This window comes from Candidatus Frankia nodulisporulans (assembly GCF_902806475.1).
Taxonomy (GTDB): Bacteria; Actinomycetota; Actinomycetes; order Frankiales; family Frankiaceae; genus Frankia; species Frankia umida.
In genome coordinates this window covers 1-25,069 of record NZ_CADCWS010000039.1, presented here as the reverse complement: position 1 = coordinate 25,069, position 25,069 = coordinate 1, and the positions used below count along the sequence as shown (strand labels likewise).

The window sequence follows — 25,069 nt, the reverse complement described above, 5'->3', positions numbered from 1 at the left end:
CATCCCCAGCACCGACCAGGCAGCGCCGAACCAGGCATGGGACACCGACCAGCTGCCGGACGACGCCTGGTACGAGCAGCCCATGTCCGACGGCACCCACTGGGCCGATGACGACGCCAACGGTTACGGCGGCTACAGCAACGGCGCGGACTTCACAGCCAGTCGGATGCCCGTGCGCCCCGCCGGCATGGTGCCGGCTCCCCGTCCGCGCGACACCCAGGCCGTCCGTCTCCCGGGCGCGCACCGGGCTCCGACGCGGCGCGGCAACGGGCGGGTGCGCCTGGCCGCGGCCGGCACCGTGTCACTCGCGGGCCTGTCGGCCATCGTGGCCGGGGTGACCCTCGGCGGCGAACAGCCCGGATCCGCGACTGTTCCCACCAACGGCGACGCCTCCCGCATCCAGTACAACGGCAGCACCGACGCCCTCGCGCTCGGCGCCTCGCAGTCCCAGGCGGCCCGCGGTTCCATCCGTTCCACCGCGCCGCGCGCCGTGCCCGCGCCGCATCCCGGCCAGAGCACCGACGGCACCTCCAGCGCCGTCACCACCACCACGCTTGGCCCGACGACCGCGCCGATCCCGATCCTCACGCTGGTCCCGCAGGGCACCGCCACCGGCCCGACCGACCTGCGCGGGCTCACCCCGGGCACCTCGTCGACCGGCACCCCCGGGTCAACGCCCACCTCGCCCACCTCGCCCACCTCGGACGCCACGATCAGCCCGAGCACCAGCCCGTCCGCGACAGGCGACCCCGACACCGGCCTGCCGTTCACCCCGGACACCCCCTCGGCGTCCCCCGCAGCGTCGTCCCCATGGTCGTCCCCATCGTCGTCAGTGCTGCAGCCCGGCCCGATCAGCATCACCCCACTGCTGCCACGCTCCACGACGGCCGCCGGGCACTGAGCCCGGGCCCCACCGGCGGGTGGGGGCACTGTGGCCCCCCGCCCGCCGGGTCAGCCGGTCCGGTCGAGAACGAAGTCGGCCAGCGACAGCAGCGCGGTCTTCGCCGGGCAGTCCGGCAGTGGTGCCAGGCAGTCGCGTGACCGGGCGGACCAGACAGCGAGTTCCCGGCGGGCGCGGGCCATCCCCTCGTGGCCACGCAACAGCTCCAGCGCCTCCGCCACCCCGTCATCCGGGTTTTCGCCCCCGGCGGCGAAATCGGACGCGATGAGCTCACGCAGTCGCCGGGCCGCCGGATCGTCGGTCTGCAGCGCGTAGAGCAACGGCAGGGTCGGGATGCCCTCGCGCAGGTCCGTCCCCGGGGTCTTGCCGGAGGCCGCCGCGTCCGAGGCGACGTCGATGATGTCGTCGGAAAGCTGGAAGGCCACCCCGAACATCTCACCGAACGTGGCCAGCGTGTCCACGGTGATCGGATCGGCGCCGGCGAGCATGGCACCGAGCCGGCCCGAGGTGGCGATCAGCGAGGCGGTCTTCTCCCGCACGACCCGCAGGTAGTGCTCGACGGGATCCTCACCGCCGGACGGCCCGATGGTCTCGCGGATCTGCCCCTCGCACAGGGTCGCGATGGTGCGGGCGAGGATGCGTGTCGCCTCCGGGCCGAGATCCGCGGTGATGTCCGAGGCGCGGGCGAACAGGTAGTCGCCGGTGAGGATGGCGACGGTGTTCGTCCACCGGGCGTTGGCCGAGGCCGCCCCCCGGCGCCGCGGCGCCTCGTCCATCACGTCATCGTGGTACAGGGTCGACAGATGGGTCAGCTCGATCGCGACGGCCGCGGGAACCACCCCGGGGGCCTGCGGATCGGCGAACTGCGCCGCCAGCAGCACGACGATCGGGCGGAACCGTTTACCTCCCGCGTCGACGAGATGCCTGGAGGTCTCGGTGACGAAGCTGAACTCGCTGCGCACCGAGGCACGCAGCAGCTCCTCCACCTCAGCGAGACCTGCTCGCACGGCTTTTTCGAGATCAGGATCGGTCCTGATCCCCACGACGTCCAGCCCGATAGCGCTCATACCACCGTCAGCGTACGAAGCCGGACGACGCCGCGGTGTTCGCCAGGTCGAGAAGAGGCTGTGGCGCTACTCCCAGGACGAGTGTCGCGAGCGTGCCGATACCCGCCGTAGCGAAGGTGAGGGTGGGTCGGGTGATCACCACGGGCCCGTCCGCGAGCGGCTCGGAGAAGAACATCAGCACGATCACCCGCACGTAGAAGAACGCCGCGATCGCGCTGCAGACCAGTGCGACCACGACCAGCGGGGTGGCGTCTCCCTCGATCGCCGCCTGGAACACCGCGAACTTGCCGGTGAACCCGCTGGTGAGCGGAATGCCGGCGAGGGCCATCAGCAGGAACGAGAACACCCCGGCCAGCAGCGGTGAGGTGCGGCCCAGCCCTCGCCACTGGGACAGGTCGCTGGCCTCCCCGTCGGACGTGCGCACCAGCGAGATGACGGCGAACGCGGCGATCGTGGTGAAACCGTAGGTCACCAGGTAGAACATCGCGCCGCGCAACCCGTCGGTGTTGGTGCCGGCGAGGCCGACCAGCAGGAAGCCGGCGTGGGCGATCGCCGAGTAGGCGAGCATCCGCTTGATGTCACGCTGGGTGAGCGCGAGCACGGCACCGACGACCATGGTGAGGATGGCGACCGTCCACAGCACGGGCCGCCAGTCCCAGCGCAGCGGTCCGAAGGCGATGTAGAAGACCCGCAGGATCGCCCCGAAGGCGGCCACCTTCGTCCCCGCCGCCATGAACGCGGTCACCGGCGTCGGCGACCCCTGGTAGACGTCCGGGGTCCAGGAGTGGAACGGCACGGCGCCGATCTTGAAGAACAGCCCGACCGCGATGAGCCCGACCGCGAGGTACAGATAAGCGTCGGTCCTACCGGTCGTACCGACCGCGGTGGCGATCTTCCCCAGTTCGACGCTGCCGGCGTACCCGTAGGCGAACGCGAGACCGTAGAGGAAGAACGCCGAGGAGAACGCGCCCAGCAGGAAGTACTTCATCGCGGCCTCCTGCGAGAGCAGGCGCCGTCGGCGCGCCAGGCCCGCCAGCAGGTACAGCGGCAGCGAGAGGATCTCCAGCGCGACGAACATCACCAGCAGGTTGTTCGACGCGACGAACAGCATCATGCCGGTGACCGAGAACACCATCAGCGGGTAGGCCTCGGTCTGCATGTCGGCTGACGTCCGTGCCGCCGTCGACCCCTTCGGCCCGGGGGTGATCGCGGCCGAGGCGACGATCGCGCCGCCGGCCGAATCCAACTGCCGTTCGGCGACCAGCAGCACCGACAGCAGCGCGAACACCAGGATCGTGCCCTGCATGAACAGCGCCGGAGCGTCGATGGCCACCGCGTTCGCGGCGAGCAGCGCGTGCCGTCCGTGCAGGACCGCCACCGCGACGAACGCGGCGATGAACCCGCCGGCCGCGAGCACCGGCTGGATCACCCGGCGGGCCTCCCGCTGCGCGAAGGCGTCGACGAGCACCCCGATCAGCGCCACCACGAACACGATGAGCAGCGGGCTGAGCGAGGAGTACTCGATCGACGGCGGGGTGATCTTCTCGGTCTGCGCGAGCAGGCTGGCGCTCACGAACGGCCTCCGGGCTGGACGGTGACGGGATGGGTCGGGGCCGGATCGGACTTGCCGACGTCGGTGTAGGTCGCCGTGACCGTCGGCCGGACGATGTCGATCAGCGGCTTCGGGTACACCCCGAGCCCGATGATCAGTGCGATCATCGGTGCGACGACGGCCTTCTCCCGCCAGGACAGATCGGGCAGCGTCCGGTTGGCCTCGTGGGTGATCGGGCCGGTCATCGTCCGCTGGTACAGCGACAGGACGTAGATCGCCGCCAGCACGATTCCGGCGGTGGCGACGATCGCCAGCGCCTTGTTGTAGGTGAACGTGCCGACCAGGACCAGGAACTCGCTGACGAAGCTGTTCGTGCCCGGCAGCGCCAGCGACGACAGACCAGCGACGAGCATCGTTCCCGCCAGCACCGGTGTCACCTTCGCCAGTCCGCCGTAGGCACCGATGTCGGCCGTACCGCGGCGGGCGATGAGGAAGCCGACGACCAGGAACAGCAGTCCGGTGGAGAGCCCGTGGTTCACCATGTAGAGCACGGCGCCGGTACCGGCCTGGCTGGTGAAGGCGAACAGGCCGAGCGCGATGAACCCGAAGTGGGCCAGTGAGGTGTACGAGACCAGCCGTTTCATGTCCCGTTGCCCGATCGCGAGCAGCGCCCCGTAGAAGATTCCGATGATCGCCAGGGCCAGCACGAGTGGCGCGAAGTAGTCCGACGCGTCCGGGAACAGCGGGATGCAGTAGCGGATCAGGCCGAACGTGCCCACCTTGTCCAGCAGGCCGACGAGCAGCACCGCTCCCCCGACCGGCGCCTGCGCACCGGCGTCGGGCAGCCAGGTGTGGAACGGGAACAGCGGCGCCTTGATGGCGAACGCGACGAAGAAGCCGAGGAACAGCAGCTTCTGCACACCCGGGGTGATGTCAAGCTGGCGCAGCAGGGCGAAGTCGAACGTGCCGCTGCCCAGCTGCTCGGCGGACACGACGTACAGCCCGATCACCGCGGCGAGCATGAGCAGCCCGCCCAGCAGGCTGTAGATCAGGAACTTCACCGCCGCGTACGAACGCTGCGCCTGCTGCCCCGCCGGCCCGAAGCTCCCGATCAGGAAGTACATCGGAATCAGGATCGCCTCGAAGAAGACGTAGAACAGGAACACGTCGGTCGCGGCGAACACCCCGACCAGCCCCGCCTCCAGCACCAGCAGCAACGCGCAGAACACCGGCACCGACCGCCGTGGCGCCGCAGCCGCGTCCACCACCGGCGCCGGCGGCGCCGCCACCAGCACCGCCGTCCCCCCACCCCCGGTACCAGGATCGCCGCCAGGACCGCTGCCACCGCCATCACCCGGCACAACCCCATCGGACGGCCCGGACGGCCCGGACGGCCCGTCCGGTTCGCTGTCGAACTCGTCCCAGGACGACAGCACCACGACCGGTACCAGCAGCGCGGTCAGCAGGATCAGCACCAGCGAGATGCCGTCCGCCCCGACCGCGTAGGAGATGCCGAAGGTGGGGATCCAGTCGTAGCGCTGGGCGAACTGGAAGCCGGCCCGGTTCGGGTGGTAGGCGAACGTCGCCAACACCGCGAGCACCAGCACCACCAGGGTGACGGCGAGGGTGAGCTGCTTGGCCTGGGTCGCGAGCCGCCGCGGGAGAGCGGCGACGACGACCGCGGCGACGGCCGGGACGAGCAGCAGAATCGTCAGCCAGGGCACCGAGTTCACGTCAGCCGCCCCACACCAGCAGCAGTGCGCCGACCATCAGGACGGCACCTCCCAACATCGACAGAGCGTAGGACCGGACGAAACCGGTCTGCAGGCGGCGCATCCGCCCGGACAGTCCGCCGATGCCGGCGGCGCTGCCCCGCACGAGCCCGTCGACACCGACCAGGTCCAGCCAGACCAGGAAACGGGTCAGGAACTGGCCGGGGCGCATCGCGATGGTCTCGTTCAGGGTGTTCGCGAACAGGTCATGCCGGGCGGCGACCGTCACCAGGGTGACCTCCGCGTCCGGCCGGGCGGTGGCCTCCACCGGACGAGCCTGGTAGCGCAGCCAGGCCGCGGCGCACCCACCGGCGACCACGACGAGGGTGAGCGCGGTCAGCACGATCGGGGAGAACGTGTGCACGCCCTCGACCCCTTCGCCGGCGACCGGCTCGAGCCAGTTCTGCATGCTGTGGCCCAGAACGAACAGGCCGCCCGCGAACGTCGAACCGATCGCCAGGATGATCATAGGTCCGGTCATCGTCGGCGGCGACTCGTGTGGATGACGGGCGTCCTCACCCTCACCTGACCAGCGGGGCCGGCCGTGGAAGGTCATCAGGAACAGCCGTGACATGTAGAACGCGGTGATGCCGGCGCCGAGCAGCGCGACCGCGCCGAGCAGGTAACCGGAGGTGCCGCCCTTGTCGAAGGCGGTCTCGATGATGCGGTCCTTGGTGAAGAACCCCGACAGCCCCGGGAACCCGATGATCGCGAGGAACCCCAGGCCGAACGTGGCCCAGGTGATCGGCATGTACCGCCACAGTCCGCCGTAGTGGCGCAGGTCCTGGTCGTCGTCCATGGCGTGGATGACCGACCCGGCGCCGAGGAACAGTCCGGCCTTGAAGAAGCCGTGCGCGAGCAGGTGCATGATGCCGATCGCGTAGCCGGCGGGCCCGAGGCCCACCGCGAGGAACATGTAGCCGATCTGGCTGACCGTCGAGTAGGCCAGCACCTTCTTGATGTCGTCGTAGGCGCAGCCGATGACGCAGCCGAGCAGGATCGTGATCGCGCCGATGACGACGACGACGGTGCGGGCCGCCTGCGACTCGTTGAAGATCGGTGCCGAACGGACGATCAGGTAGACGCCGGCGGTCACCATGGTCGCCGCGTGGATCAGCGCCGAGATCGGCGTGGGACCCTCCATGGCGTCCGGCAGCCAGGCCTGCAACGGGAACTGGCCGGACTTGCCGCACGCGCCGAGCAGCAGCAGCAGGGCGATCGCGCTGATGGTGCCGTAGCCGATGACGTTCGCCGCCGCGGCGCCGAAGACGTCCGCGTAGCTCGTCGAGCCGACGGTGGCGAACATCAGCATGATCGCGATGGCCAGGCCGACGTCACCGACCCGGTTCATGTAGAACGCCTTGTTCGCCGCGGTGGCCGCGGCCGGCTTGTACTCCCAGAACTTGATCAGCAGGTAGGACGACAGGCCGACGAGTTCCCACCCGGCGTAGAGCGACAGGAAGTTGTTGCCGAGCACCAGCAGCAGCATCGAGGCCAGGAACAGGTTCATGTAGGCGAAGAACTTCCGCCTGGCCGGATCGTGCGCCATGTAGCCGATCGAGTAGATGTGGATCAGCGTGCCGACGCCTGTGATCAGCAGGACGAAGACGATCGAGAGCTGGTCGACGAGCAGGCCGACGTCGACCTGGAAGCCGTTCACCGGAATCCAGGAGAACAGGTGCTGCGAGACCGCCCGGTCCTCACCGGAGCGTCCGAGCATCGCGGCGAACAGCACCACACCGACGACGAAGCTCAGCGCCGCGGCTGCCGTGCCGATCAGATGACCGAACCGGTCGGTGCGCCGCCCGCCGAGCAGCAGCACGGCCGCACCAGCCAGGGGCAGCGCGATGAGCAGCCACGACAGCGAGAACGCGCCGGAGGCGGCGGCGTAGTGAACCGGAGTATGCGTCACTGAAGTCTCGTCCGTTCTTCCGTGATCAGTACTTCAGCAGGTTCACGTCGTCCACCGACGCCGAGCGGCGGGTCCGGAAGATGCTGAGGATGATGGCGAGGCCGATGACGACCTCGGCCGCGGCGACGACCATCACGAAGAACGCCATGATCTGGCCGTCGAGGGTGCCGTGCAGCCGGGAGAAGGTGACCAGGGTCAGGTTCGACGCGTTGAGCATCAGCTCGATCGACATGAACACGACAATGGCGTTGCGCCGCACCAGCACCCCGGCGGTCCCGATCGTGAACAGCAGCGCCGCCAGAATCAGATAGTTCGCCGGATTCACTGCTCATCCCCCTTACCCACGACTCCCTTACCGGCGACTCCCTTACCGGCGGCCCCGGCCAACGCCGAATCCCCGTCGTTGGCGGGAGGTTCGGGCGACTCGGCGGGTTCGGGCGACTCGATGCCCGGGATACCCCCGATACCCGAGGCCCGCCCGCCGCCGGGCAGCAGCCCCAGCGTGTCCGCCGAGTCGTGCCGGGCGAACACCCCGGGCCCGGGCAGCGGAGTGACCTGCCCGCCGGAGGCGAAGCGCCGCCGCATCCACTCCCGCTGGCCGACCGGGCCGCCGTCACGTTCGCGGTGGCCGAGCACCATCGTCCCGATCGCGGCGACGACCAGCAGCGCCGAGACCGCTTCGAAGACGAACACGTACTGGCTGAACAGCAGCCGCCCGATCGCCTGGACGTTGCCGCCGGTGTTGGCGGTCTCAAGCCCGTCCCCACGGACGCCGTCGATCGCCGAACCGATCGGGAAGACCAGCAGCCCGGCGAACCCCAGCCCGAAGATCACCGCGCCGAGCCGCTGCCCGCGGATGGTCTCCACCAGCGAGTCGGACGAGTCGACGCCGACCAGCATCAGCACGAACAGGAAGAGCACCATGATCGCGCCCGCGTAGACGATGATCTGTACGAAGCCGAGAAACGGTGCCTGCTGCAACAGGTAGAACACCGCGACGCAGAACAGGTTCGCCACCAGCAACAACGCCGAGTGCACGGCGCTGCGCACGAGGATCATCCCGAGCGCGGCCAGTACCGCGACCGGCGCGAGGATCCAGAACGTCACCGCCTCCCCGGTGGACGTACTGGTCAGCTCGCCCGCGGCCGTCACCAGAGAACTCATCGGTCCCGACCATCACTCTGGTCAGCGGTCTGGCTCGCGACCTGCCAGGGCAGTGGCGCGTCCGGGTCACGCAGGTAGTAGTCGGTCTCGGTCTCGCCGAGGCGCAGCGGATGCGGCGGGGCCTCCATGCCCTCGGCCAGCGGCGCGAGCAGCTGCTCCTTGGTGAAGATCAGGTCCTGGCGGGAGTCGTCGGCGAGTTCGTAGTCGTTCGACATCGTCAGGGCCCGGGTCGGACACGCCTCGATGCACAGCCCGCACAGGATGCAGCGCAGGTAGTTGATCTGGTAGACCCGGCCGTAGCGCTCCCCCGGGGAGAAACGTTCGGTCTCGGTGTTGTCGGCGCCCTCGACGTAGATGGCGTCCGCCGGGCACGCCCACGCGCACAGTTCGCAGCCGACGCACTTCTCCAGCCCGTCCGGATGCCGGTTGAGCTGGTGGCGGCCGTGGAACCGCGGCGCGGTGGCCTTCTTCTCCTCGGGGTACTGCTCCGTCGTCGGCTTCTTGAACATCGTCGAGAAGGTGACGCCAAAGCCCTTGTAGGGATCGAACACGCCCATGTCTCAGCCCTCCTGGCGCGGCTGGTGGTCCACGGCGACGACGGATGCGGGGGTGGCCGTCGGCTGTTGCGGCGGTGGCCACGGAATGTTCTCGAGGCTGGGTGCCTCGGCGAGCTTGCGGCGCTCGGTCTCCTCGAGTTCCCGCTGGTAGCGACCGCCACCGGGATCGATGAGCGCGACTATGACGAGCACACCGACCACCACCCCGATGCCGATCAGCCATGGTGTGCGGTCGTCGACGTCCTTCTGGTAGACCCGGAACACGGCGATGATCAGCACCCAGAGCAGTCCGACCGGGATGAGCACCTTCCACCCGAACGCCATGAACTGGTCGTAGCGCAGCCGCGGCAGTGTGCCCCGCAGCCAGATGAAGAAGAACAGGAACAGCAGCAGCTTGAGCACGAACCAGATGATCGGTACCCAGCCGTGGTCGAGACCGGACAGCCCCGGAATCGGCGGCGGCTGCCAGCCACCGAGGAACAGCGTGGTCGCGATCGCCGAGACGGTGACCATGTTGATGTACTCGGCGAGGAAGAAGAACGCGAACTTGATCGAGCTGTACTCGGTGTGGAATCCGCCGACCAGTTCGCCCTCGGCCTCGGGAAGGTCGAACGGCGTCCGGTTCGTCTCGCCGACCATCGAGATCACGTAGAGGACGAACGACGGCAGCAACGCGATGTACCACCGTCCCGACTGGCTTTCGACGATCCCGGACGTCGACAGTGTCCCGGCGTACATGAACACCGCGACGAACGACAGGCCCATCGCCACCTCGTAGGAGATGATCTGGGCGGCCGAGCGCAGCGAGCCGAGCAGCGGATAGGTGGAGCCGCTCGACCAGCCGGACAGAATCAGTCCGTACACCCCGAGTGAGGCCGCGGACAGCATGTACAGCACGCTGACCGGCAGGTCGGCGAGTTGCAGCGTGGTGTGCTGCCCGAAGATCGACACCTGCGGCCCGAACGGGATCACCGCGAAGGCGAGGAACGCCGGAATCGCCGAGACGATCGGCGCCAGAATGAAGATCGGCTTGTCGGCCAGCGCCGGGATCAGGTCTTCCTTGAGCATGAGTTTCACGCCGTCGGCGAGGCTCTGCAGCCATCCCTTGGGCCCGTGCCGGTTCGGCCCGATCCGCTGCTGCATCCGCGCGACGACCTTGCGCTCGAACACGATCGCGAACAGCGTCGTGAGCAGCAGAAACGCGAAGACCGCCACGGCCTTGACCAGCACCAGCCAGAACGGGTCCTGCCCGAACCCGCTCAGATCCGGGTCCACCGGCGCCGCGAACACCGCCGTGCCCACAGCCCCGTTCACCGTCCTCCCTCCGGCCTGACGCCGTTCACCGACGGCTGGCCGACGCTGGACGGTGGCAGCCCACTGGCCGCGATCCGCACCACCGCCCCGGCCGACGCCCCCAGCGACCGGCGCACATGCGAGCCGGCCGAATGGGTTGGCACCCACACCACCCGATCCGCCATCGCGGTCACCGCGCACGCCAGTGTGATCGACCCGTGCCCGGTGGAGACCCGCACCGGCTCCCCGTCGCGCACCCCGATCTCGGCCGCCGTCGCCGCCGAGAGCCGCACCACCGAGGCACGCGCGGTGCCCGCCAGATACGGCTCGCCGGCCAGCAGCACCCCATCGTCGATGAGCTGATGCCAGCTGGCCAGCACCGCCTCACCCACACCCGGCACCGCCGCCGGCGCGGCGGGTTCCGTCGGTGCCGGCACCCGCGCGATCTGGGAGCCGACCCGTCCGACGCTGCGCAGCTCGCGCGCGGCCGCACCGGTGTCCGGCAGGCGCAGGTCGATGCCCATCTCGGCGGCCAGCAGGTGCAGCACGCGGACATCGGGCAGCGCCGTGGTCGACAGCGCCCGTTGGAACGGCCGCAGCCGTCCCTCCCAGTCGACGAACGACCCGGCCTTCTCCGCCACCGGCACGACCGGCAGCACCACGTCCGCGATCTCGACGATCGACGAACGCCGAACCTCCAACGACACGCAGAACGGCACCCGGGCCAGCGCCGCCAGCGCCGCCCCCGGGTCCGGCAGATCCTCGGCGTCGACCCCGGCGACCAGCACCGCGTCCAGCCGGCCGCCGCCGGCCGCCGCGAGAATCCCGCTGGTGTCCAGTCCCGGCGCTCCCAGCAGCCGCGTCCCCCACACCGCCTCGACCTCGGCCCGCGCGGCGGGGTCGGCCACCGGCCGTCCACCCGGCAGCAGTGAGGGCAACAGCCCCGCCGACACCGCACCCCGCTCGCCCGCCCGCCGCGGCACCCAGGCGAGCGCCGCACCGCTGGCGTCGGCCAACCGCAGTGCCGCGGACAGCAGCCCCGGGATCTGCGCCGCCCGCTCACCGACGAGGATGACCGCGCCGGAGGCCCGCACCGCCCGCGCCGTGGCGGCCAGCGGATCGGTCTCCAAGCTTCCCGCCCCCACCGCCGCGAGCGCGTCGAGGATGGCCGGCTCGGCCCCGGGTTCGGCGCTCACCCATGTCGCGTGCAGTTTCGCGAGCCCCCGGCTCACCAGCGGCGCGAGCGCGTGCACCGCCGTGGCCGACTTGTCCGCGGCCTTGCGCAGCCGCAGGAAGACGATCGGGGACTCCTCCTCCGGTTCGAACGCCACCAGCAGCACCGTGGGTGCCGCCTCCAGATCGGCGTAGGTCACCCCGATCCCGGTGCCGGCGACCGCGTGGCCGAGGAACTGCTCCTCCTCGGCCGCATGCGGCCGCGCCCGGAAGTCGACGTCGTTGGTGTTCAGCGCGACCCGGGCGAACTTCGCGTAGGCGTAGGCGTCCTCGCGGGTCAGCCGTCCACCGGCCAGCACCCCGACGCCGTGGCGGCCCCGGCACTCGGCCAGTCCCCGCGCCGCGTACTCCAGGGCCTCGCTCCAGGTCGCCTCGACCAGCTGCCCGGACTCGTCATCGCGGATCAGCGGGGTGGTCAGCCGGTCGGCTCCGCGGGCGTAGGTGAACGCGAAGCGGCCCTTGTCGCAGTTCCACTCCTCGTTGACCGCCGGGTCGTCGCCGGCCAGCCGCCGGGTGACCTTGCCGCGCCGATGGTCGGTACGCAGGCTGCACCCGGACGCGCAGTGCTCGCAGGCCGTCGGGGTGGAGACCAGGTCGAACGGGCGGGCCCGGAACCGGTAGGCGGCGCTGGTCAGCGCGCCCACCGGGCAGATCTGCACGGTGTTGCCGGAGAAGTAGGACGAGAACGGCTCCCCGTCGCTGATCGCGACCTGCTCGTCGGCGCCCCGCTCGAACAGTTCGATGAACGGGTCCCCGGCGATCTGCGCGGAGAACCGGGTGCACCGCGCGCACAGCACGCAGCGTTCCCGGTCGAGCAGGATCTCGGTGGAGATCGCCAGCGGCTTCGGGTAGGCCCGCTTGGTCTCCCTGAACCGCGAGGACGCGCCACCGTTGGCCATCGACTGGTTCTGCAGCGGACACTCGCCGCCCTTGTCGCAGATCGGGCAGTCCAGCGGATGGTTGAGCAGCAGGAACTCGATCGTGCCGGCCTGGGCCTTGCGCGCCACCGGGGAGGTGAGCTGGGTGCGGACCACCATGTCGGCGGCGACCGTCGTGGTGCAGGCGGCCACCGGTTTGCGCTGGCCCTCCACCTCGACGATGCACTGCCGGCAGGCGCCGACCGGGTCGAGCAGCGGATGGTCACAGAACCGCGGGATCTCGATGCCGAGCAGTTCGGCCGCCCGGATGATCAGGGTGCCCTTGGGCACGCTGATCGGCTGCCCGTCGACGTTGAGCGAGACGAGATCTGCTGCCGGGGTCGTTGGCGCGACGGTCATGGTGTCAGTGCGCTCCCGCGTAGGCCCCGTCGGGGCTGCTGTCCGGTTTCGTGGTCACCGCGCTCACCGGGATGAACTCGTCCCGGAAGAACTTGATCCCCGACACGATCGGCGAGGTGGCCCCGTCGGCGAGGGCGCAGAACGCCCGGCCGAAGATGTTGTCGCAGGCGTCGACGAGGGTGTCCACGTCCTGCGCGTCGCCCCCGCCGGCCTCGATCCGCTTGAGGATCTTCACCATCCAGCTGGTGCCCTCGCGGCACGGCGTGCACTTGCCGCACGACTCGTGCGCGTAGAACTCGGTGAGCCGGCGCACCACCTTGAGCATGTCCGTCGTCTCGTCCATGATCATCAGTGCGGCGGTGCCGAGCAGCGAGCCGGCCTCCTGCATGCCCTCGAAGTCCAGCGGCGCGTCGAGGTGGTCGGCGGTGAGCATCGGCGTGGACGAGCCACCCGGCGTCCAGGCCTTCAGTCGGCGCCCCCCGCGCACCCCACCGGCGAGCTCCAGCAGCTCCCGCAGCGTAGTGCCCATCGGCGCCTCGTACTGGCCCGGCCGGGTCACATGCCCGGACAGACTGTAGATCTTCGGTCCGGGCGACTTCTCCCGGCCCATCGATCTGAACCAGTCCGCGCCGTGGTTGACGATGAACGGGACGCTGGCGATCGTCTCGACGTTGTTCACCACGGTCGGCGACGCGTACAGCCCGTGGGTGGCCGGAAACGGCGGTCGCAGCCGCGGCTGCCCACGCCGTCCCTCCAGCGAGTCCAGCAGCGCCGTCTCCTCGCCGCAGATGTACGCCCCCGCCCCGGAGTGCACCACCAGGTCAAGATCGAACCCGCTGCCGAGGATGTCGCGCCCGAGGAACCCCGCCGCGTACGCCTCGGCCACGGCCGCCCGCATCCGCCGGGCCGCGTGCACCAGCTCACCGCGCAGGTAGACGTACGCCTGGTTGGCCCGCACCGCGTACGCGGCGATCACGATGCCCTCGATCAACGAGTGCGGATCGGCCTTCATCAGCGGCGCGTCCTTGCAGGTCCCCGGCTCGCCCTCATCGGCGTTGATGACCAGGTAGTGCGGCTTGCCGTCGCCCTGTGGGATGAAGCCCCACTTCATCCCGGTGGGGAAACCCGCGCCGCCGCGCCCGCGCAGCCCGGAGTCCTTCACCAGCTTGATCAGGCTGTCCGGGTCGCCGGCCAGCGCCGTGCGCAGCGCGACGTACCCGTCCAGGCGGCTGTAGGTGTCGATCGTCCACGACTCCGGCGTGTTCCAACGCCGGGTGAGAACCGGAGTGACGGGCATCCTCAACTCCCCTTCGCCTCGGCGCCCGCCGGCGCCTGCTCGGCAGTCCACCCAGCGGCCTCGGCCAGCAGCAGGCCAGCCACCGACGGCTGCCCGACCCCCGGCCCGGCGACCCCCTCGGGTCGCGGGTCGGCGAACCCGGCGAGCTGGCGGGAGATCTCCGCGAACGAGCACAGCGGCCCGCCCCGCGTCGGCGCCGGCCGCTGCCCCGCGCGCAGACCCTCGACGATGGCCTGCGCGCTGTCCGCGTCGACCTGGTCGTAGAACTCGTAGTTCACCGTCAGCACCGGCGCGTAGTCGCAGGCCGCGAGGCACTCGGCGTGTTCGAGCGTGATCTGGCCATCCGGTGTCGTCTCGTCATGCCCGACCCCGAGCCGCTCCCTGATCCGGTCGTAGACCTCGTCCCCGCCCAGCAGCGCACAGGACAGGTTCGTGCAGACCGAGACGAGGTACTCGCCGACCGGACGGCGCTTGTACATGGTGTAGAAGGTCGCGACCGCGCCTACCTCGGCGGCGGTGAGGCCAAGCTGCTCGGCACAGAACGCGACACCCTCGGTGGTCACACAGTTCTGCTCGGCCTGCACCAGGTGCAGCAGTGGCAGCAGCGCCGAACGCGACCGGCCGACCGGATAACGGGCGATGATCTCCGCCGCCGCGGCGTGGGTTTCCGGTGAGAACGTCATCAGCGGTCCACTCCCCCCAGCACCGGGTCGACCGAGGCCACCCCGACGATCACGTCCGCCACCTGGCCGCCCTCGGTCAGCGCCGGCACAGCCTGCAGGTTGACGAAACTTGGATCGCGCACATGCACGCGGAACGGCCTGGTCCCGCCGTCGGAGACCACGTGGTAGCCAAGCTCGCCGCGGGGCGACTCGACCTGGGTGTACACCTGCCCCGCCGGCACCCGGAACCCCTCGGTGACCAGCTTGAAGTGGTGGATGAGCGCCTCCATCGAGGTGCCCATGATCTTTCGGATGTGCTCGAGGGAGTTACCCATCCCGTCCGAGCCGATCGCCAGCTGCGCCGGCCAGGCGATCTTCTTGTCGGCGACCATGACCGGCCCCGGCCGCAGCCGGTCCAGACACTGCTCGACGATCTTCAGCGACTCGCCCATCTCGTTGAGTCGCACCAGGTACCGGGCGAACGAGTCGCCGTCGAGTTCGGTCGGCACGTCGAACTCATAGGTCTCATAGCCGCAGTACGGCATCGTCTTGCGCAGGTCCCAGGGCAGCCCCGCCGCCCGCAGCACCGGGCCGGTGACCCCGAGCGCGATGCATCCGGCGGCGTCGAGGATGTTGACGTCCACCATCCGGGCCTTCCAGATCGGCTGCCCGGTGAGCAGCCGGTGGTACTCCTCGATCCGCTTGGGCATCTCCAGGAGGAACTCACGGATCGCCCGATCGGCCCCGTCCGGCAGGTCCTGCGCGAGGCCGCCGGGCCGGACGAACGCGTGGTTCATCCGCAGCCCGGTGATCAGCTCGAGCAGGTCGAGCACCTTCTCCCGCTCCCGGAAGCCGAAGATCATCGCGGTGGTGGCGCCGAGTTCCATGCCGCCGGTCGCCAGCCACACCAGGTGGGACGCGATCCGCTGCAGCTCCATCACCAGCACCCGGATCACCGTGGCCCGTTCGGGGATCTGCTCGGTGATGCCCAGCAGCCGCTCCACCGACAGGCAGTACGCGGTCTCGTTGTACAACGGCGACAGGTAGTCGGCCCTGGTCAGGAAGGTGACCGCCTGCGTCCAGGTCCGGTACTCGCAGCTCTTCTCGATCCCGGTGTGCAGGTAGCCGATGACCAGTCTGGTCTCGGTGACCGTCTCGCCCTCGATCTCCAACACGAGCCGCAGCACCCCATGGGTGGACGGATGCTGCGGCCCCATGTTGACGACGATGCGCTCGGCCTCCTGCTCGCCGTGCCCGAGCACATCCTCCCAGTCGCCACCGGTGACCGTGTAGACCCGCCCGCTCCCGGACTCCGCATAACCAGCCTCATAGGGCTGGGACGTCGTGCTGCTGGTCGTCATCGCGCACCTCGGATCACGAGTAGCTCCGGCGCTCGTCCGGTGGGGGGATCGTGGCGCCCTTGTAGTCGACCGGGATGCCGCCCAGCGGGTAGTCCTTGCGCTGCGGATGCCCGATCCAGTCGTCGGGCATCATGATCCTGGTCAGGCCGGGATGCCCGGTGTAGACGATGCCGAACAGGTCGTAGGCCTCCCGCTCGTGCCAGTCCGCGGTCGGCCACACCGATGTCAGGCTCGGCAGCGTCGGGTCGTCGTCCCCGACGCTGACCTCGACCCGCAGCCGGCGGCGATGGGTCATGGACGTCAGATGCACCACCGAGTGCAGCCGCCGTCCGGTGAGATCGGCCGGGTAGTCCACCCCGGACAACGACGACAGCAGCTCGAAGCGCAGCCCCGGATCGTCACGCAGGGTCCGCGCCAGCGCCAGCAACGCCTCGCGCCGCACATACAACGTCAGTTCCCCGCGATCGACCACGGCCCGCTCGACTGCCTCGCCGAGCTGCGGAAAGACCCGCTCAAGGGTGTCGTAGACGGTGTTCGCGTCGGCGTCGACGAAGGGCCGCTCACTGCTGGTGAGCACCGGAACCGGCGCCACCAGCCCCCCGAACCCGGAGGTGTCACCCGTCCCACCGGCACCGAAGGCGTCCTGGCGCAGGCCCGGCCCGCGCGCCTGACCGCCAGCCTCGACCAGTTCGCCAGCCTCGACCAGTTCGCCGGCCGCGTCCTGCGGTGTACCGTTCTCGCCGCTCATGAGCGCGGCTCGGCAGGGCCGGACTCGTCGCTGGGCGCCGGGTCGATCGGCACCCGCTTGTCCCGACCGAACACCGAGGTCGGCGTGACCGCCGCGGGCCGCCGAGCGTCGAAGTCCGCGTCGACCCCACCCCGGCCGGTGGTCGCCGGCGCACCGGCAGGAATCTCGAACCGCTTGCGGTCGTTGACCGACAGCGTGCGCGTGTCGAGCGCCCCCGCCGGCAGCCCCGCCCGCGCGGTGGCCACGTCGATCGGCTTCGGGTACGGCGAGTCACCCGGCTCGGTCCAGGCGGTCTGCCCGCTGACCGGCCCGGCGAGGATCTTCTCGTGCAGCTTGAGGATCGCGTCCATCAGCATCTCCGGCCGCGGTGGGCAGCCCGGCAGGTACATGTCGACCGGCACGATGTGGTCGACGCCCTGCACGATCGCGTAGTTGTTGAACATGCCGCCGCTGGACGCGCACACGCCCATCGACAGCACCCACTTCGGGTTCGGCATCTGGTCGTAGATCTGGCGCAGCACCGGCGCCATCTTCTGGCTGACCCGGCCGGCGACGATCATCAGGTCGGCCTGCCGGGGACTGGCCCGGAACACCTCCATGCCGAACCGGGACAGGTCGTAACGGCCGGCTCCGGTCGACATCATCTCGATCGCGCAGCAGGCCAGACCGAACGTCGCCGGCCACAGCGAGGAGCGGCGGGACCAGTTCGCGAGTTTCTCGACGCTCGTCAGCAGAATGCCGCTCGGCAGTTTCTCCTCTAGTCCCATTCCAGACCTCCCCGGCGCCATTCGTACGCATACGCGACGAAGATCGTCGCCATGAACAGCGCCATCGCACCGAGCCCGAACACCGCGAGACTGTCGAACGCGACCGCCCACGGGAACAGGAAGATGATCTCGATGTCAAAGACGATGAAGAGCATCGCGGTGTTGTAGTACTTCACCGGGAATCGCTGCGGGCCGGCCGGCGCCGGGGAGGGTTCGATGCCACACTCGTAGGCGTCGATCTTCGCCCGGTTGAACCTACGCGGGCCGGTCAGCGCACCGGCCGCAACGGAACCGACCGCGAACAGCGTCGCGATCGCCATCAGTACGAGGATCGGCACGTAGTTCGAAAGCATGCCGAACTCCTCCCCTTCAGAAGAGTGTTACCGGATGTTTTCTGGGGTCCAGCTTCCGGGCACGGCTCACCACGCGCTCTCGCCGCGAGTCCTCTCGCCGCGGGCGCTGTCGGCTCCGGCGGCGCCCGCCGCACGGCCCCGCCGCTGGCCTCCCCGCCGGCACAACACGTCGATCCAGCCCACCTGGGACATCGCCGGACCGACCCGGGTAACACGTCAGGCCGCGGGGGCGAGGCGGGTCATCGCATTGATCAGTCGGTCCATCGCATCCCCTCCCCGAGGGTCGGTCAGATTTGCCATGATCTTCAGCAGGAACCGCATGAGCACCGGCCGCGGCAGACCGTACTTCGCCCCGAGCGCCATCACCGTGGGATTCCCGATAAGCTGCACAAAGTAACGCCCAAGGGTATAGTAACCCCCGTATCGGGCGCGCATCAGTTCCGGATAGTGCGACAGCGCGCGTTCCCGCGCCGGCCCCTGCGCCCGAGCCAGTGCTTGGACGGCGACCTCCGCCGCATACCGGCCCGATTCCAGTGCATAGGCGATGCCCTCGCCGTTGAACGGATTAATCATGCCGCCGGAATCGCCGACCAGCAGGACACCATCCCGGTAGTGGGGGGTACGACTGAAACCCATCGGCAGCGCACTGCCGCGCACCGGCCCGGTCGCGTTCTCCTCGACGAAGCCCCATTCTGGCGGCAGCGCCGCCAGCCAGCGGCGCAACAGATCCTGGTAGTTCGTGTTCTGGAACGCGCTGGTCGTGTTGAGCAGACCCAGCCCCACGTTGCTGGTGCCGTCACCCACCCCGAAGATCCACCCGTAGCCGGGCAGCAGCCGGCTCTCCCGCGGCCGCCCCTCCCACAGCTCCAGGTGCGACTCGAGATGGTCGTCGTGCGTGCGGGTGCTGCGGTAGTAACGGCGCACCGCGACCCCGAGCGGCCGATCCTCCCGCCGCCGGATGCCCATCGCCAGGGCGATCCGCGCGCTGTTGCCGTCCGCCGCGACGACCAGTGGCGCCCGGTAGGTCACCGGCTCGCGGTCCGGACCGGTACGCGCCCGCACCCCGACCACGCGGCCGCTGCGCTCGTCGACCACCGGCGCGGTGACGGACGTGCTCTGCGACAGCCGCGCCCCCGCCTTCTCGGCGTGCCGGGCGAGCAGCTCGTCGAAGTCGAGCCGGGGCCGCACCAGACCGTAGCCAGGCCAGTTGGCCAGTTCCGGCCAGGGAAGTTCGAGTCGGACGTTGCCCCCGACGATGCGCAGCCCCCGGTTGCGCGCCCACCCCGCGGACTCGGACGTGTCGATGCCCATCTCGATGAGGCTGCGCACCGCGCGCGGCGTCAGCCCGTCACCGCAGACCTTCTCCCGCGGGAAGGCGGTCTTCTCCAGCAGCAGGACATCCAGCCCCGTACTGGCGAGGTGATAGGCGGCCGACGAACCGCCGGGCCCGGCTCCCACCACGATGACATCGGCGTCGGCCGTCCCACTGCCGCCGCTGCCGCTGCCATCGGTGCCTGCCGTTGCCTTCGCCACCAGCACTCCGGATCTCTACCGAGGATGGTCCGTTCGGGCCGCTCGTGAAATTCTTCACGAGCGGCCCCGGCGAGTGTAGGCCCTACGCAGGCCCATCGCACCAACCAGGACGCGGAGATGGCTGGACGAGTCGAATTCGAACGCTGGGCGACCACTCCCAGCAACAACGATCACCCGTCGGCAACTTTCACGTCCCAAGCCATCCTTACCAGCCTGGTACAATCCCCGACTCAGCCGGCGTGCCCCCGGTGCAGCGCGACAACCCCGCCGGTGAGGTTGCGCCATCCCACCCGCGTCCACCCGGCGTCCCGCAGCAGATCGGCCAGATCGGCCTGCGCCGGCCAGGCCCGGATCGACTCCGCCAGGTAGACGTAGGAGTCAGGGCTGCTGCTCACCGCCCGAGCCACCCGCGGCAGCGCCCGCATCAGGTACTCCAGGTAGACCGTTCGCCACGGCCGCCACACCGGCCGGGAGAACTCGCAGACCACCAGGACACCCTCCGGTCTGGTCACCCGCCGCAGCTCCGCCAGGCACCGCCGGGTGTCAACCACGTTGCGCAGCCCGAAGGAGATCGTCACCCGATCGAACACCGCATCCGGGAACGGCAGCGCCAGTCCGTCGCCCGCGGCCAGCACCAGCCGCCCCGCCGACCGCTCCAGCGGCCGCTGGCCCAGCCGCCGCTGCCCCTCCCGCAACATGCCCAGCGAGAAATCACAGGCCACGACATCGGCCCCCGCCTCAGCGAAGGCCCGCGAGGACGTCGCCGTACCCGCCGCGAGATCCAGCACCCGTAGCCCCGGACGCAGCTCCAACGCGGCCGCCGCCGCACTGCGCCAGACCCGGTCCAGACCACCACTGAGGACGGCGTTGGTCAGGTCATAGCGTCCGGCGACCCCGTCGAACATCGCCGCGACCTCCCGCGGCGCCTTGTCCAGCCCCGCCCGGCTCACGGCGCCACCGCCCCGATCCGCGCGAGCGCCGCCGGCGCCGCCGCCCGCGCGGCCCGCTCGACCGCGTCCCAGTCGGTCGCCTCGCCGAGCTTGCGCAGCCCCACCCGGACCGGCTCCTCGCACAGCGCCCCCGCGACCCCCGCCGCGTACAGCTCCCGGGCCGGCACACCCAACCCGGCGGCCACCGCGTACTCGGTCTCCAGGTCGGTGTCGAACATCGCCGGATCGTCGGTGCCCAGCGAGCACGCCACCCCCGCGGCCCGCAGCTCGGCCAGTGGATGCTCCTCCAACGTCGTCACCGACCGCGTCCGCAGATTCGACACCGGACACACGTCCAGCACGATCCCCTCGTCAGCGAGGCGCCGCACGAGCGCCGGATCCTCGATCGCCCGCACCCCGTGCCGGATCCGCCGGGCCCCCAACATGTCCAACGCCCCCCGCACCGACTCGACCCCCACCGTCTCTCCCGCGTGTGGGACCGCCGCCAGCCTCGCCTCGCGCGCCCGCGCGAAGACCGGTGCGAACGGCTCCGGCGGATGCCCCACCTCCGGCCCGCCGAGCCCGAGTCCGACGATGAGCCGCTCGGGATCCCTGCGCGCGAACCGCGCCGACCAGTCCGCCACCTCCATCGCCGCGTCCACCGGCAGGACCCGGTCGATGTCCGGTGTCAACCGCACCTGGACGCCGTACCGCGCCTCGGCCTCGAGCGCACCGTCCAGATAGCCGTGAAAGATCTCCTCGACCCGCACCCCGCGGTGCACCCGGTACCAGGGCGAGAAGATGCCCTCCACGTACACGGCACCGGCCGCCACCGCCTGCGCGGCGTAGTCCACCACCACCTGGCGGAAGTCGGCCTCGGTCCGCATGACGTTCGTCGTCATCACCCAGACCTGGATGAAATGACTGAAGTCGCGAAACCGGTAGAGCTCCGTGAGTTCCGCCTCCGTGCGCACCGGCAACGCCTCGTTGTTACGCCGGGCCATCGCCAGCAGGGTCGCCGGCCGTACCGTCCCCTCAAGATGGACGTGTAGTTCGATCTTCGGCCCGGTAATCGTGGGGGCCACCGTCACGTGGTGCTGACCAGCGGCAGCGCCGTCGAGGAGAAGTGCGAGGCGACGCGGTCATCGACCGGGTCGAGCGCCGGGTCACGATGCACGACCAGATGCCGGTAGAGCGTGTCCCGCTGCGCCGGGATGCGCCCGGCCGTGCGGATCAGCGAGATCAGCTCGGACCGGTTCGTCCGGTGCCGCGCCCCCGCCGCCGACACGACGTTCTCCTCCAGCATCACCGACCCGAGATCATCCGCCCCCATGTGCAGGGTGAGCTGCCCGACCTCCTTGCCAGTGGTCAGCCACGAACCCTGCAGGTGGGCGATGTTGTCGAAGAACAGCCGCGCGACGGCGACCAGCCGCAGGTACTCCAGCGTCGTGGCCTGGGTCCGCCCACCCAGGTGGTTGTTCTCCGGCTGGTACGTCCACGGAATGAACGAACGGAACCCCCCGGTGCGATCCTGCACCTCACGGATCATCCGCAGGTGCTCGATCCGCTCGGCGTTCGTCTCCCCTGTACCCATCATGAACGTCACCGTCGACTCGACGCCGAGCCTGTGCGCCGTCTCCATCACCGACAGCCACACGTGCCCCGGCTCCTTCAGCGGTGCGATCGCCCGCCGCGGACGCTCGGTGAGAATCTCCGCCCCCGCGCCGGCGAAACTGTCCAGCCCCGCGTCCCGCAGCCGGACGATGGCCTGCTCCACCGTGATGCCCGAGGTCCGGGAGATGTGCATGACCTCGCTGGCACCCAACGAGTGCAGCGTGAGCTGCGGATACGCCGCCCTGATCGCCGAGAACGTCTGCTCGTACCACTCGATGCCGAACTCGGGATGGTGCCCGCCCTGCAGCATGATCTGGGTCGCGCCCAGCTCGACCGCCTCACCACACTTGGTGACGAGATCGTCGACGTCGCGGACCCAGCCCTCCTCGTGCTTCGGCGCGCGGAAGAACGCGCAGAACCGGCAGGCCGTCACGCAGACGTTCGTGTAGTTGATGTTCCGGTCAATGATGTACGTCGCGATCCCATCGGGATACCGCCGTCGCCGTACCGTGTCCGCCGCGCCACCCAGCGCATGCAGGGGTGCGCGCGTGTAGATCAGCAGCGCCTCCTCGGGTGAGATGCGCCCGCCCTCGGCCGCCCGCTCCAGGATTTCGCGGATCTCGCGGGCCTCACCCCCCGCGCCGCCGTCGCCCCGACCCACCGGAATCTCGCCGTCGACATCCACAACACTCACTCCAGGATCGTACGACCTGCCCTCCCACCAACGGGCCGAGTCGCCCCGCCAGCACGAGAGTCAGTGGCCACGTTGACGCGCCGATATCGGCCCCGATCCGACCGCCGGACTGTTCCGCGGAACCGCGGACGCCCGCCAGAGCCACACATCTCGCTACCAACTGCCACCAGGCGCTACCGGCGGCTACTGGAACCGGAACCGGGGCCGCCAAGGCCTCGAGGCGGTTCCGCGGAACCAGGGTCGAGCTGTTCGATCTGGCGTTCGAAAATCTTCGCTCACATGATCGAAAAATCCCGCGCCGCGTGAGACACTGGATCTGTCAGCAACCACCCGATCCTCACCCCTGAACCGGTGATGACCATGACGGGCAGCCCCAGTCCTGCGCTCGATCCCGAGCAGGCCCCTCTTGATGACGTCGCCCAAGCCCTACGTCGCTGGTCCGTGCGCCTCGCTAAGGCCAGCCACATCTGGTTGACCGCCATCGCCGCCTTCGACCGTCGTGAGGGCTGGACCGACCTCGGTGTCCGGTCCTGCGCCCACTGGCTCGCCCTCCATTGCGGCCTGGATCTACGCACTGCTCGCGAGCACCTCGCCACAGCCCATGCCCTGTCCCGGCTTCCGTCCTTGAGGGCCGCATCCGCCGCCGGTCTGCTGTCCTACTCCAAGCTGCGCGCGGTCACCCGCGTTGCCACTCCCGACAGCGAGGCCGACTGGCTGGACCGCGCCCTCAGGAACACCGCCAGCCGCCTTGAGCGTCTCGTCTCCCGCCGCAGCCAGCAGGCCGCCGACCCCGCGAAGCTGCGCGCTGCCCGCGCCCTCTCCTTCAGCCACAACCCCGACGGCACCATCCGCCTGACCGCCACGCTCGCCCCCGACGACGCCGCCATCCTCATCGCCGCCATCGACGCCGCTCACGCGAGCCTCGAGGCGAACAGCGGCTCCGAGCCCGTCGGCCCGCCCGCCGGCGGCGACTTCGCCCAGGCCCCACGCGGGCGCGCCCAGGACGCCGATGCCCTCATCGCGCTCGCCGAGGCGTTTCTTCACCACAACGCCCCGGCCCTCCAGGACTCCCCGCACGCCCTCACCGTCCATCTCACTGCCCCCGACGTCGGCGACGAGCCCGCGCAGGAAGAGTCCCGTCCGCCGATCTCCGATGACGAGCAGGAGCGGCAGGAGAGGGAGGTCGACGAAGACGGAGACGAGAACGAGGGCGAGGTGGAGGAGCCGGTCCGTCCGCCCAGCCGCTTTCCCCCGGGCATCGCCGCTGTCCTGGGTTGGGGCATCGGGCTACCGCCCGCCATGGTCAGCCGCCTCGCTTGCGACAGCATGATCCGCGCCCTGGTCAGCGACCCTCAGCGCAATCCCCTGCATCTTGGTCGCCGCCGCCGCCATCCCACACGCCGTGTGCGTGACGCCGTCTACGCCCGAGATCAGGGAATCTGTCAGTTCCCGGGCTGTGACCACACTCGGTGGCTCCAGATACATCACTGCCACGAGTGGCACGCGGACAAAGGCGAAACGAACGTCGAGCTGCTCCTGCTCATCTGCGGCGCCCACCACCGTGCCATCCACGACCAGGGCCTCACGGCTCATCGGGATCACGACGGTACGGTCACTGTCCGCGCCCCCGATGGGCGATGTCTGCGGAGCAGCCCCCGGAACGTGCCGAGCCCCAGCGTCGTCAATCTCGACGATCCGGTTCTCTGCGATGAAGACGGCCATGGGCTCACCGTCTGAACAGGCGAAAGGCGGGCACACGCGATGTGGCGCATGCCCGCCTCGCCGATGGAGAGAGACCGGCTGTAGATCAGTGGCCGGGGTTCGAGCCCGGGCCGTCTCGTCCGGTGCCGGGAGCGACATCCGTCTCGTAGCCGCTGGTCGGCATAGCGGGCGGATTCGGGCTGGGGCTGGGGCTGCCGTGGGAGTGGGCGCGGTTGGTGACCTTCGCCTGCATGTCCTTGATCTTCTGCCGGTTCTCGGGCTTGGTCGCTGCGGCCTTGGCCTTGTCCACCATCTCTCGGGTCTTCGGGCTGTGCAGAAGTTCGTTGATCTTCGTTGTAATGCTCGCCATGGTGTCGGTGTACCTGCCCGACGGCAGGTTTACGCCTCTCGGGGGTGGGCCTCGAAGTCGGCGGCACTAACCGGACGAGGAACCGGTGAAGGGGTCCTTCGCCTGGTTCCACCAGCTGTCCAGGTGATCGTTGACGGTGTCGCTGATCGAGGTGGTCGCCTTGTCCCAGAATCGGGTGCGCTGCTCGTCGAGCATCGAGGCGATCTGATCGATGGCGGAGAGGAGCAGAAGAACGAACAGGATGAACAGAATCGTTCGCTTGAAAGGGATCCGAAGCCTCAGCCGACGCCGTGGGCGAGGCTCACGCTGGGC

At 69.8% G+C, this 25,069-nt stretch carries 21 protein-coding genes and 2 pseudogenes; 2 read left to right on the top strand and 21 right to left on the bottom strand.

Annotation, left to right across the window (positions count from 1 at the left end; translation table 11 throughout):
* Positions 1-901 (top strand): annotated as a pseudogene (locus tag G6R24_RS06390) (hypothetical protein); the annotation flags it as partial.
* 50 nt (positions 902-951) lie between these two features.
* Here G6R24_RS06390 and G6R24_RS06385 read toward each other — a convergent pair.
* From G6R24_RS06385 to mqnC, 19 genes are all read right to left on the bottom strand, one after another.
* The gene (locus G6R24_RS06385) at positions 952-1,968 is read right to left on the bottom strand and encodes a polyprenyl synthetase family protein (protein ID WP_163548236.1); all 1,017 of its coding nucleotides are present in this window, start codon (positions 1,966-1,968) and stop codon (positions 952-954) included.
* 7 nt (positions 1,969-1,975) lie between these two features.
* Positions 1,976-3,541 (bottom strand): NADH-quinone oxidoreductase subunit NuoN, encoded by a 1,566-nt coding sequence (gene nuoN, locus G6R24_RS06380; RefSeq protein ID WP_163548235.1) that lies wholly within the window; start codon positions 3,539-3,541, stop codon positions 1,976-1,978.
* A complete protein-coding gene (locus tag G6R24_RS06375) occupies positions 3,538-5,253 on the bottom strand; it encodes an NADH-quinone oxidoreductase subunit M (protein ID WP_163548234.1) in 1,716 nt (571 codons plus the stop codon). The genes nuoN and G6R24_RS06375 overlap by 4 nt, the downstream gene beginning before the upstream one ends.
* Position 5,254: 1 nt before the next feature.
* Positions 5,255-7,204, bottom strand: a complete 1,950-nt coding sequence (gene nuoL, locus G6R24_RS06370; protein ID WP_163548233.1) for an NADH-quinone oxidoreductase subunit L — start codon at positions 7,202-7,204, stop codon at positions 5,255-5,257.
* 25 nt (positions 7,205-7,229) lie between these two features.
* A complete protein-coding gene (gene nuoK, locus G6R24_RS06365) occupies positions 7,230-7,529 on the bottom strand; it encodes an NADH-quinone oxidoreductase subunit NuoK (protein WP_163548232.1) in 300 nt (99 codons plus the stop codon).
* On the bottom strand, positions 7,526-8,368 hold the full coding sequence (locus G6R24_RS06360) for an NADH-quinone oxidoreductase subunit J (RefSeq protein ID WP_163548231.1): 843 nt from the start codon (positions 8,366-8,368) through the stop codon (positions 7,526-7,528). The genes nuoK and G6R24_RS06360 overlap by 4 nt, the downstream gene beginning before the upstream one ends.
* The gene (gene nuoI / locus G6R24_RS06355) at positions 8,365-8,925 is read right to left on the bottom strand and encodes an NADH-quinone oxidoreductase subunit NuoI (RefSeq protein ID WP_163548230.1); all 561 of its coding nucleotides are present in this window, start codon (positions 8,923-8,925) and stop codon (positions 8,365-8,367) included. The genes G6R24_RS06360 and nuoI overlap by 4 nt, the downstream gene beginning before the upstream one ends.
* Before the next feature lie 3 nt (positions 8,926-8,928).
* Positions 8,929-10,239, bottom strand: coding sequence for an NADH-quinone oxidoreductase subunit NuoH (gene nuoH / locus G6R24_RS06350; RefSeq protein WP_225438187.1), 1,311 nt, complete (start codon positions 10,237-10,239; stop codon positions 8,929-8,931).
* The gene (locus tag G6R24_RS06345) at positions 10,236-12,728 is read right to left on the bottom strand and encodes an NADH-quinone oxidoreductase subunit G (protein WP_163548229.1); all 2,493 of its coding nucleotides are present in this window, start codon (positions 12,726-12,728) and stop codon (positions 10,236-10,238) included. The genes nuoH and G6R24_RS06345 overlap by 4 nt, the downstream gene beginning before the upstream one ends.
* Before the next feature lie 4 nt (positions 12,729-12,732).
* A complete protein-coding gene (gene nuoF, locus G6R24_RS06340; protein WP_163548228.1) occupies positions 12,733-14,025 on the bottom strand; it encodes an NADH-quinone oxidoreductase subunit NuoF in 1,293 nt (430 codons plus the stop codon).
* 2 nt (positions 14,026-14,027) lie between these two features.
* Complete coding sequence (nuoE, locus tag G6R24_RS06335) at positions 14,028-14,708, bottom strand: NADH-quinone oxidoreductase subunit NuoE (RefSeq protein ID WP_163548227.1); 681 nt, start codon at positions 14,706-14,708, stop codon at positions 14,028-14,030.
* Positions 14,708-16,048 (bottom strand): NADH-quinone oxidoreductase subunit D, encoded by a 1,341-nt coding sequence (locus G6R24_RS06330; protein WP_163548226.1) that lies wholly within the window; start codon positions 16,046-16,048, stop codon positions 14,708-14,710. The genes nuoE and G6R24_RS06330 overlap by 1 nt, the downstream gene beginning before the upstream one ends.
* A gap of 13 nt (positions 16,049-16,061) precedes the next feature.
* The gene (locus tag G6R24_RS06325) at positions 16,062-16,796 is read right to left on the bottom strand and encodes an NADH-quinone oxidoreductase subunit C (protein WP_225438186.1); all 735 of its coding nucleotides are present in this window, start codon (positions 16,794-16,796) and stop codon (positions 16,062-16,064) included.
* On the bottom strand, positions 16,793-17,563 hold the full coding sequence (locus G6R24_RS23960) for a NuoB/complex I 20 kDa subunit family protein (protein WP_163548225.1): 771 nt from the start codon (positions 17,561-17,563) through the stop codon (positions 16,793-16,795). The genes G6R24_RS06325 and G6R24_RS23960 overlap by 4 nt, the downstream gene beginning before the upstream one ends.
* On the bottom strand, positions 17,554-17,916 hold the full coding sequence (locus tag G6R24_RS06315; RefSeq protein WP_163548224.1) for an NADH-quinone oxidoreductase subunit A: 363 nt from the start codon (positions 17,914-17,916) through the stop codon (positions 17,554-17,556). The genes G6R24_RS23960 and G6R24_RS06315 overlap by 10 nt, the downstream gene beginning before the upstream one ends.
* A gap of 216 nt (positions 17,917-18,132) precedes the next feature.
* Positions 18,133-19,449: a geranylgeranyl reductase family protein gene (locus G6R24_RS06310; RefSeq protein ID WP_163548223.1), complete on the bottom strand. Its 1,317-nt coding sequence runs from the start codon at positions 19,447-19,449 to the stop codon at positions 18,133-18,135.
* Between the two features lie 230 nt (positions 19,450-19,679).
* Positions 19,680-20,399, bottom strand: a complete 720-nt coding sequence (locus G6R24_RS06305) for a demethylmenaquinone methyltransferase (protein ID WP_163548222.1) — start codon at positions 20,397-20,399, stop codon at positions 19,680-19,682.
* Positions 20,396-21,463, bottom strand: coding sequence for an adenosine deaminase (add, locus tag G6R24_RS06300; RefSeq protein WP_225438185.1), 1,068 nt, complete (start codon positions 21,461-21,463; stop codon positions 20,396-20,398). Before add ends, G6R24_RS06305 begins: the two co-directional genes overlap by 4 nt.
* Before the next feature lie 2 nt (positions 21,464-21,465).
* The gene (mqnC, locus tag G6R24_RS06295) at positions 21,466-22,686 is read right to left on the bottom strand and encodes a cyclic dehypoxanthinyl futalosine synthase (protein ID WP_391530130.1); all 1,221 of its coding nucleotides are present in this window, start codon (positions 22,684-22,686) and stop codon (positions 21,466-21,468) included.
* Between the two features lie 360 nt (positions 22,687-23,046).
* Here mqnC and G6R24_RS06290 point away from each other — a divergent pair, with 360 nt between their 5' ends.
* Positions 23,047-24,423 carry a DUF222 domain-containing protein gene (locus G6R24_RS06290; protein ID WP_163548220.1) on the top strand — a complete coding sequence of 459 codons (1,377 nt, stop codon included), beginning with the start codon at positions 23,047-23,049 and terminating at the stop codon, positions 24,421-24,423.
* 70 nt (positions 24,424-24,493) lie between these two features.
* On the opposite strand, the gene G6R24_RS06285 is transcribed toward G6R24_RS06290, so the two are convergent.
* The gene (locus G6R24_RS06285) at positions 24,494-24,757 is read right to left on the bottom strand and encodes a hypothetical protein (RefSeq protein WP_163548219.1); all 264 of its coding nucleotides are present in this window, start codon (positions 24,755-24,757) and stop codon (positions 24,494-24,496) included.
* A gap of 66 nt (positions 24,758-24,823) precedes the next feature.
* Positions 24,824-25,069, bottom strand: a pseudogene (locus G6R24_RS06280) (serine/threonine-protein kinase); the annotation flags it as partial.

Bases quoted from the DNA above. Each gene is read 5' to 3' on its own strand.
- G6R24_RS06360 (WP_163548231.1), bottom strand. From the start codon at position 8,368: ATGAGTTCTCTGGTGACGGCCGCGGGCGAGCTGACCAGTACGTCCACC.
- G6R24_RS06330 (WP_163548226.1), bottom strand. From the start codon at position 16,048: ATGACGACCAGCAGCACGACGTCCCAGCCCTATGAGGCTGGTTATGCG.
- nuoE (WP_163548227.1), bottom strand. From the start codon at position 14,708: ATGACGTTCTCACCGGAAACCCACGCCGCGGCGGCGGAGATCATCGCC.
- G6R24_RS23960 (WP_163548225.1), bottom strand. From the start codon at position 17,563: ATGGGACTAGAGGAGAAACTGCCGAGCGGCATTCTGCTGACGAGCGTC.
- nuoI (WP_163548230.1), bottom strand. From the start codon at position 8,925: ATGGGCGTGTTCGATCCCTACAAGGGCTTTGGCGTCACCTTCTCGACG.
- G6R24_RS06315 (WP_163548224.1), bottom strand. From the start codon at position 17,916: ATGCTTTCGAACTACGTGCCGATCCTCGTACTGATGGCGATCGCGACG.
- G6R24_RS06385 (WP_163548236.1), bottom strand. From the start codon at position 1,968: ATGAGCGCTATCGGGCTGGACGTCGTGGGGATCAGGACCGATCCTGAT.
- G6R24_RS06290 (WP_163548220.1), top strand. From the start codon at position 23,047: ATGACGGGCAGCCCCAGTCCTGCGCTCGATCCCGAGCAGGCCCCTCTT.
- nuoF (WP_163548228.1), bottom strand. From the start codon at position 14,025: ATGCCCGTCACTCCGGTTCTCACCCGGCGTTGGAACACGCCGGAGTCG.
- G6R24_RS06325 (WP_225438186.1), bottom strand. From the start codon at position 16,796: ATGAGCGGCGAGAACGGTACACCGCAGGACGCGGCCGGCGAACTGGTC.
- G6R24_RS06285 (WP_163548219.1), bottom strand. From the start codon at position 24,757: ATGGCGAGCATTACAACGAAGATCAACGAACTTCTGCACAGCCCGAAG.
- G6R24_RS06345 (WP_163548229.1), bottom strand. From the start codon at position 12,728: ATGACCGTCGCGCCAACGACCCCGGCAGCAGATCTCGTCTCGCTCAAC.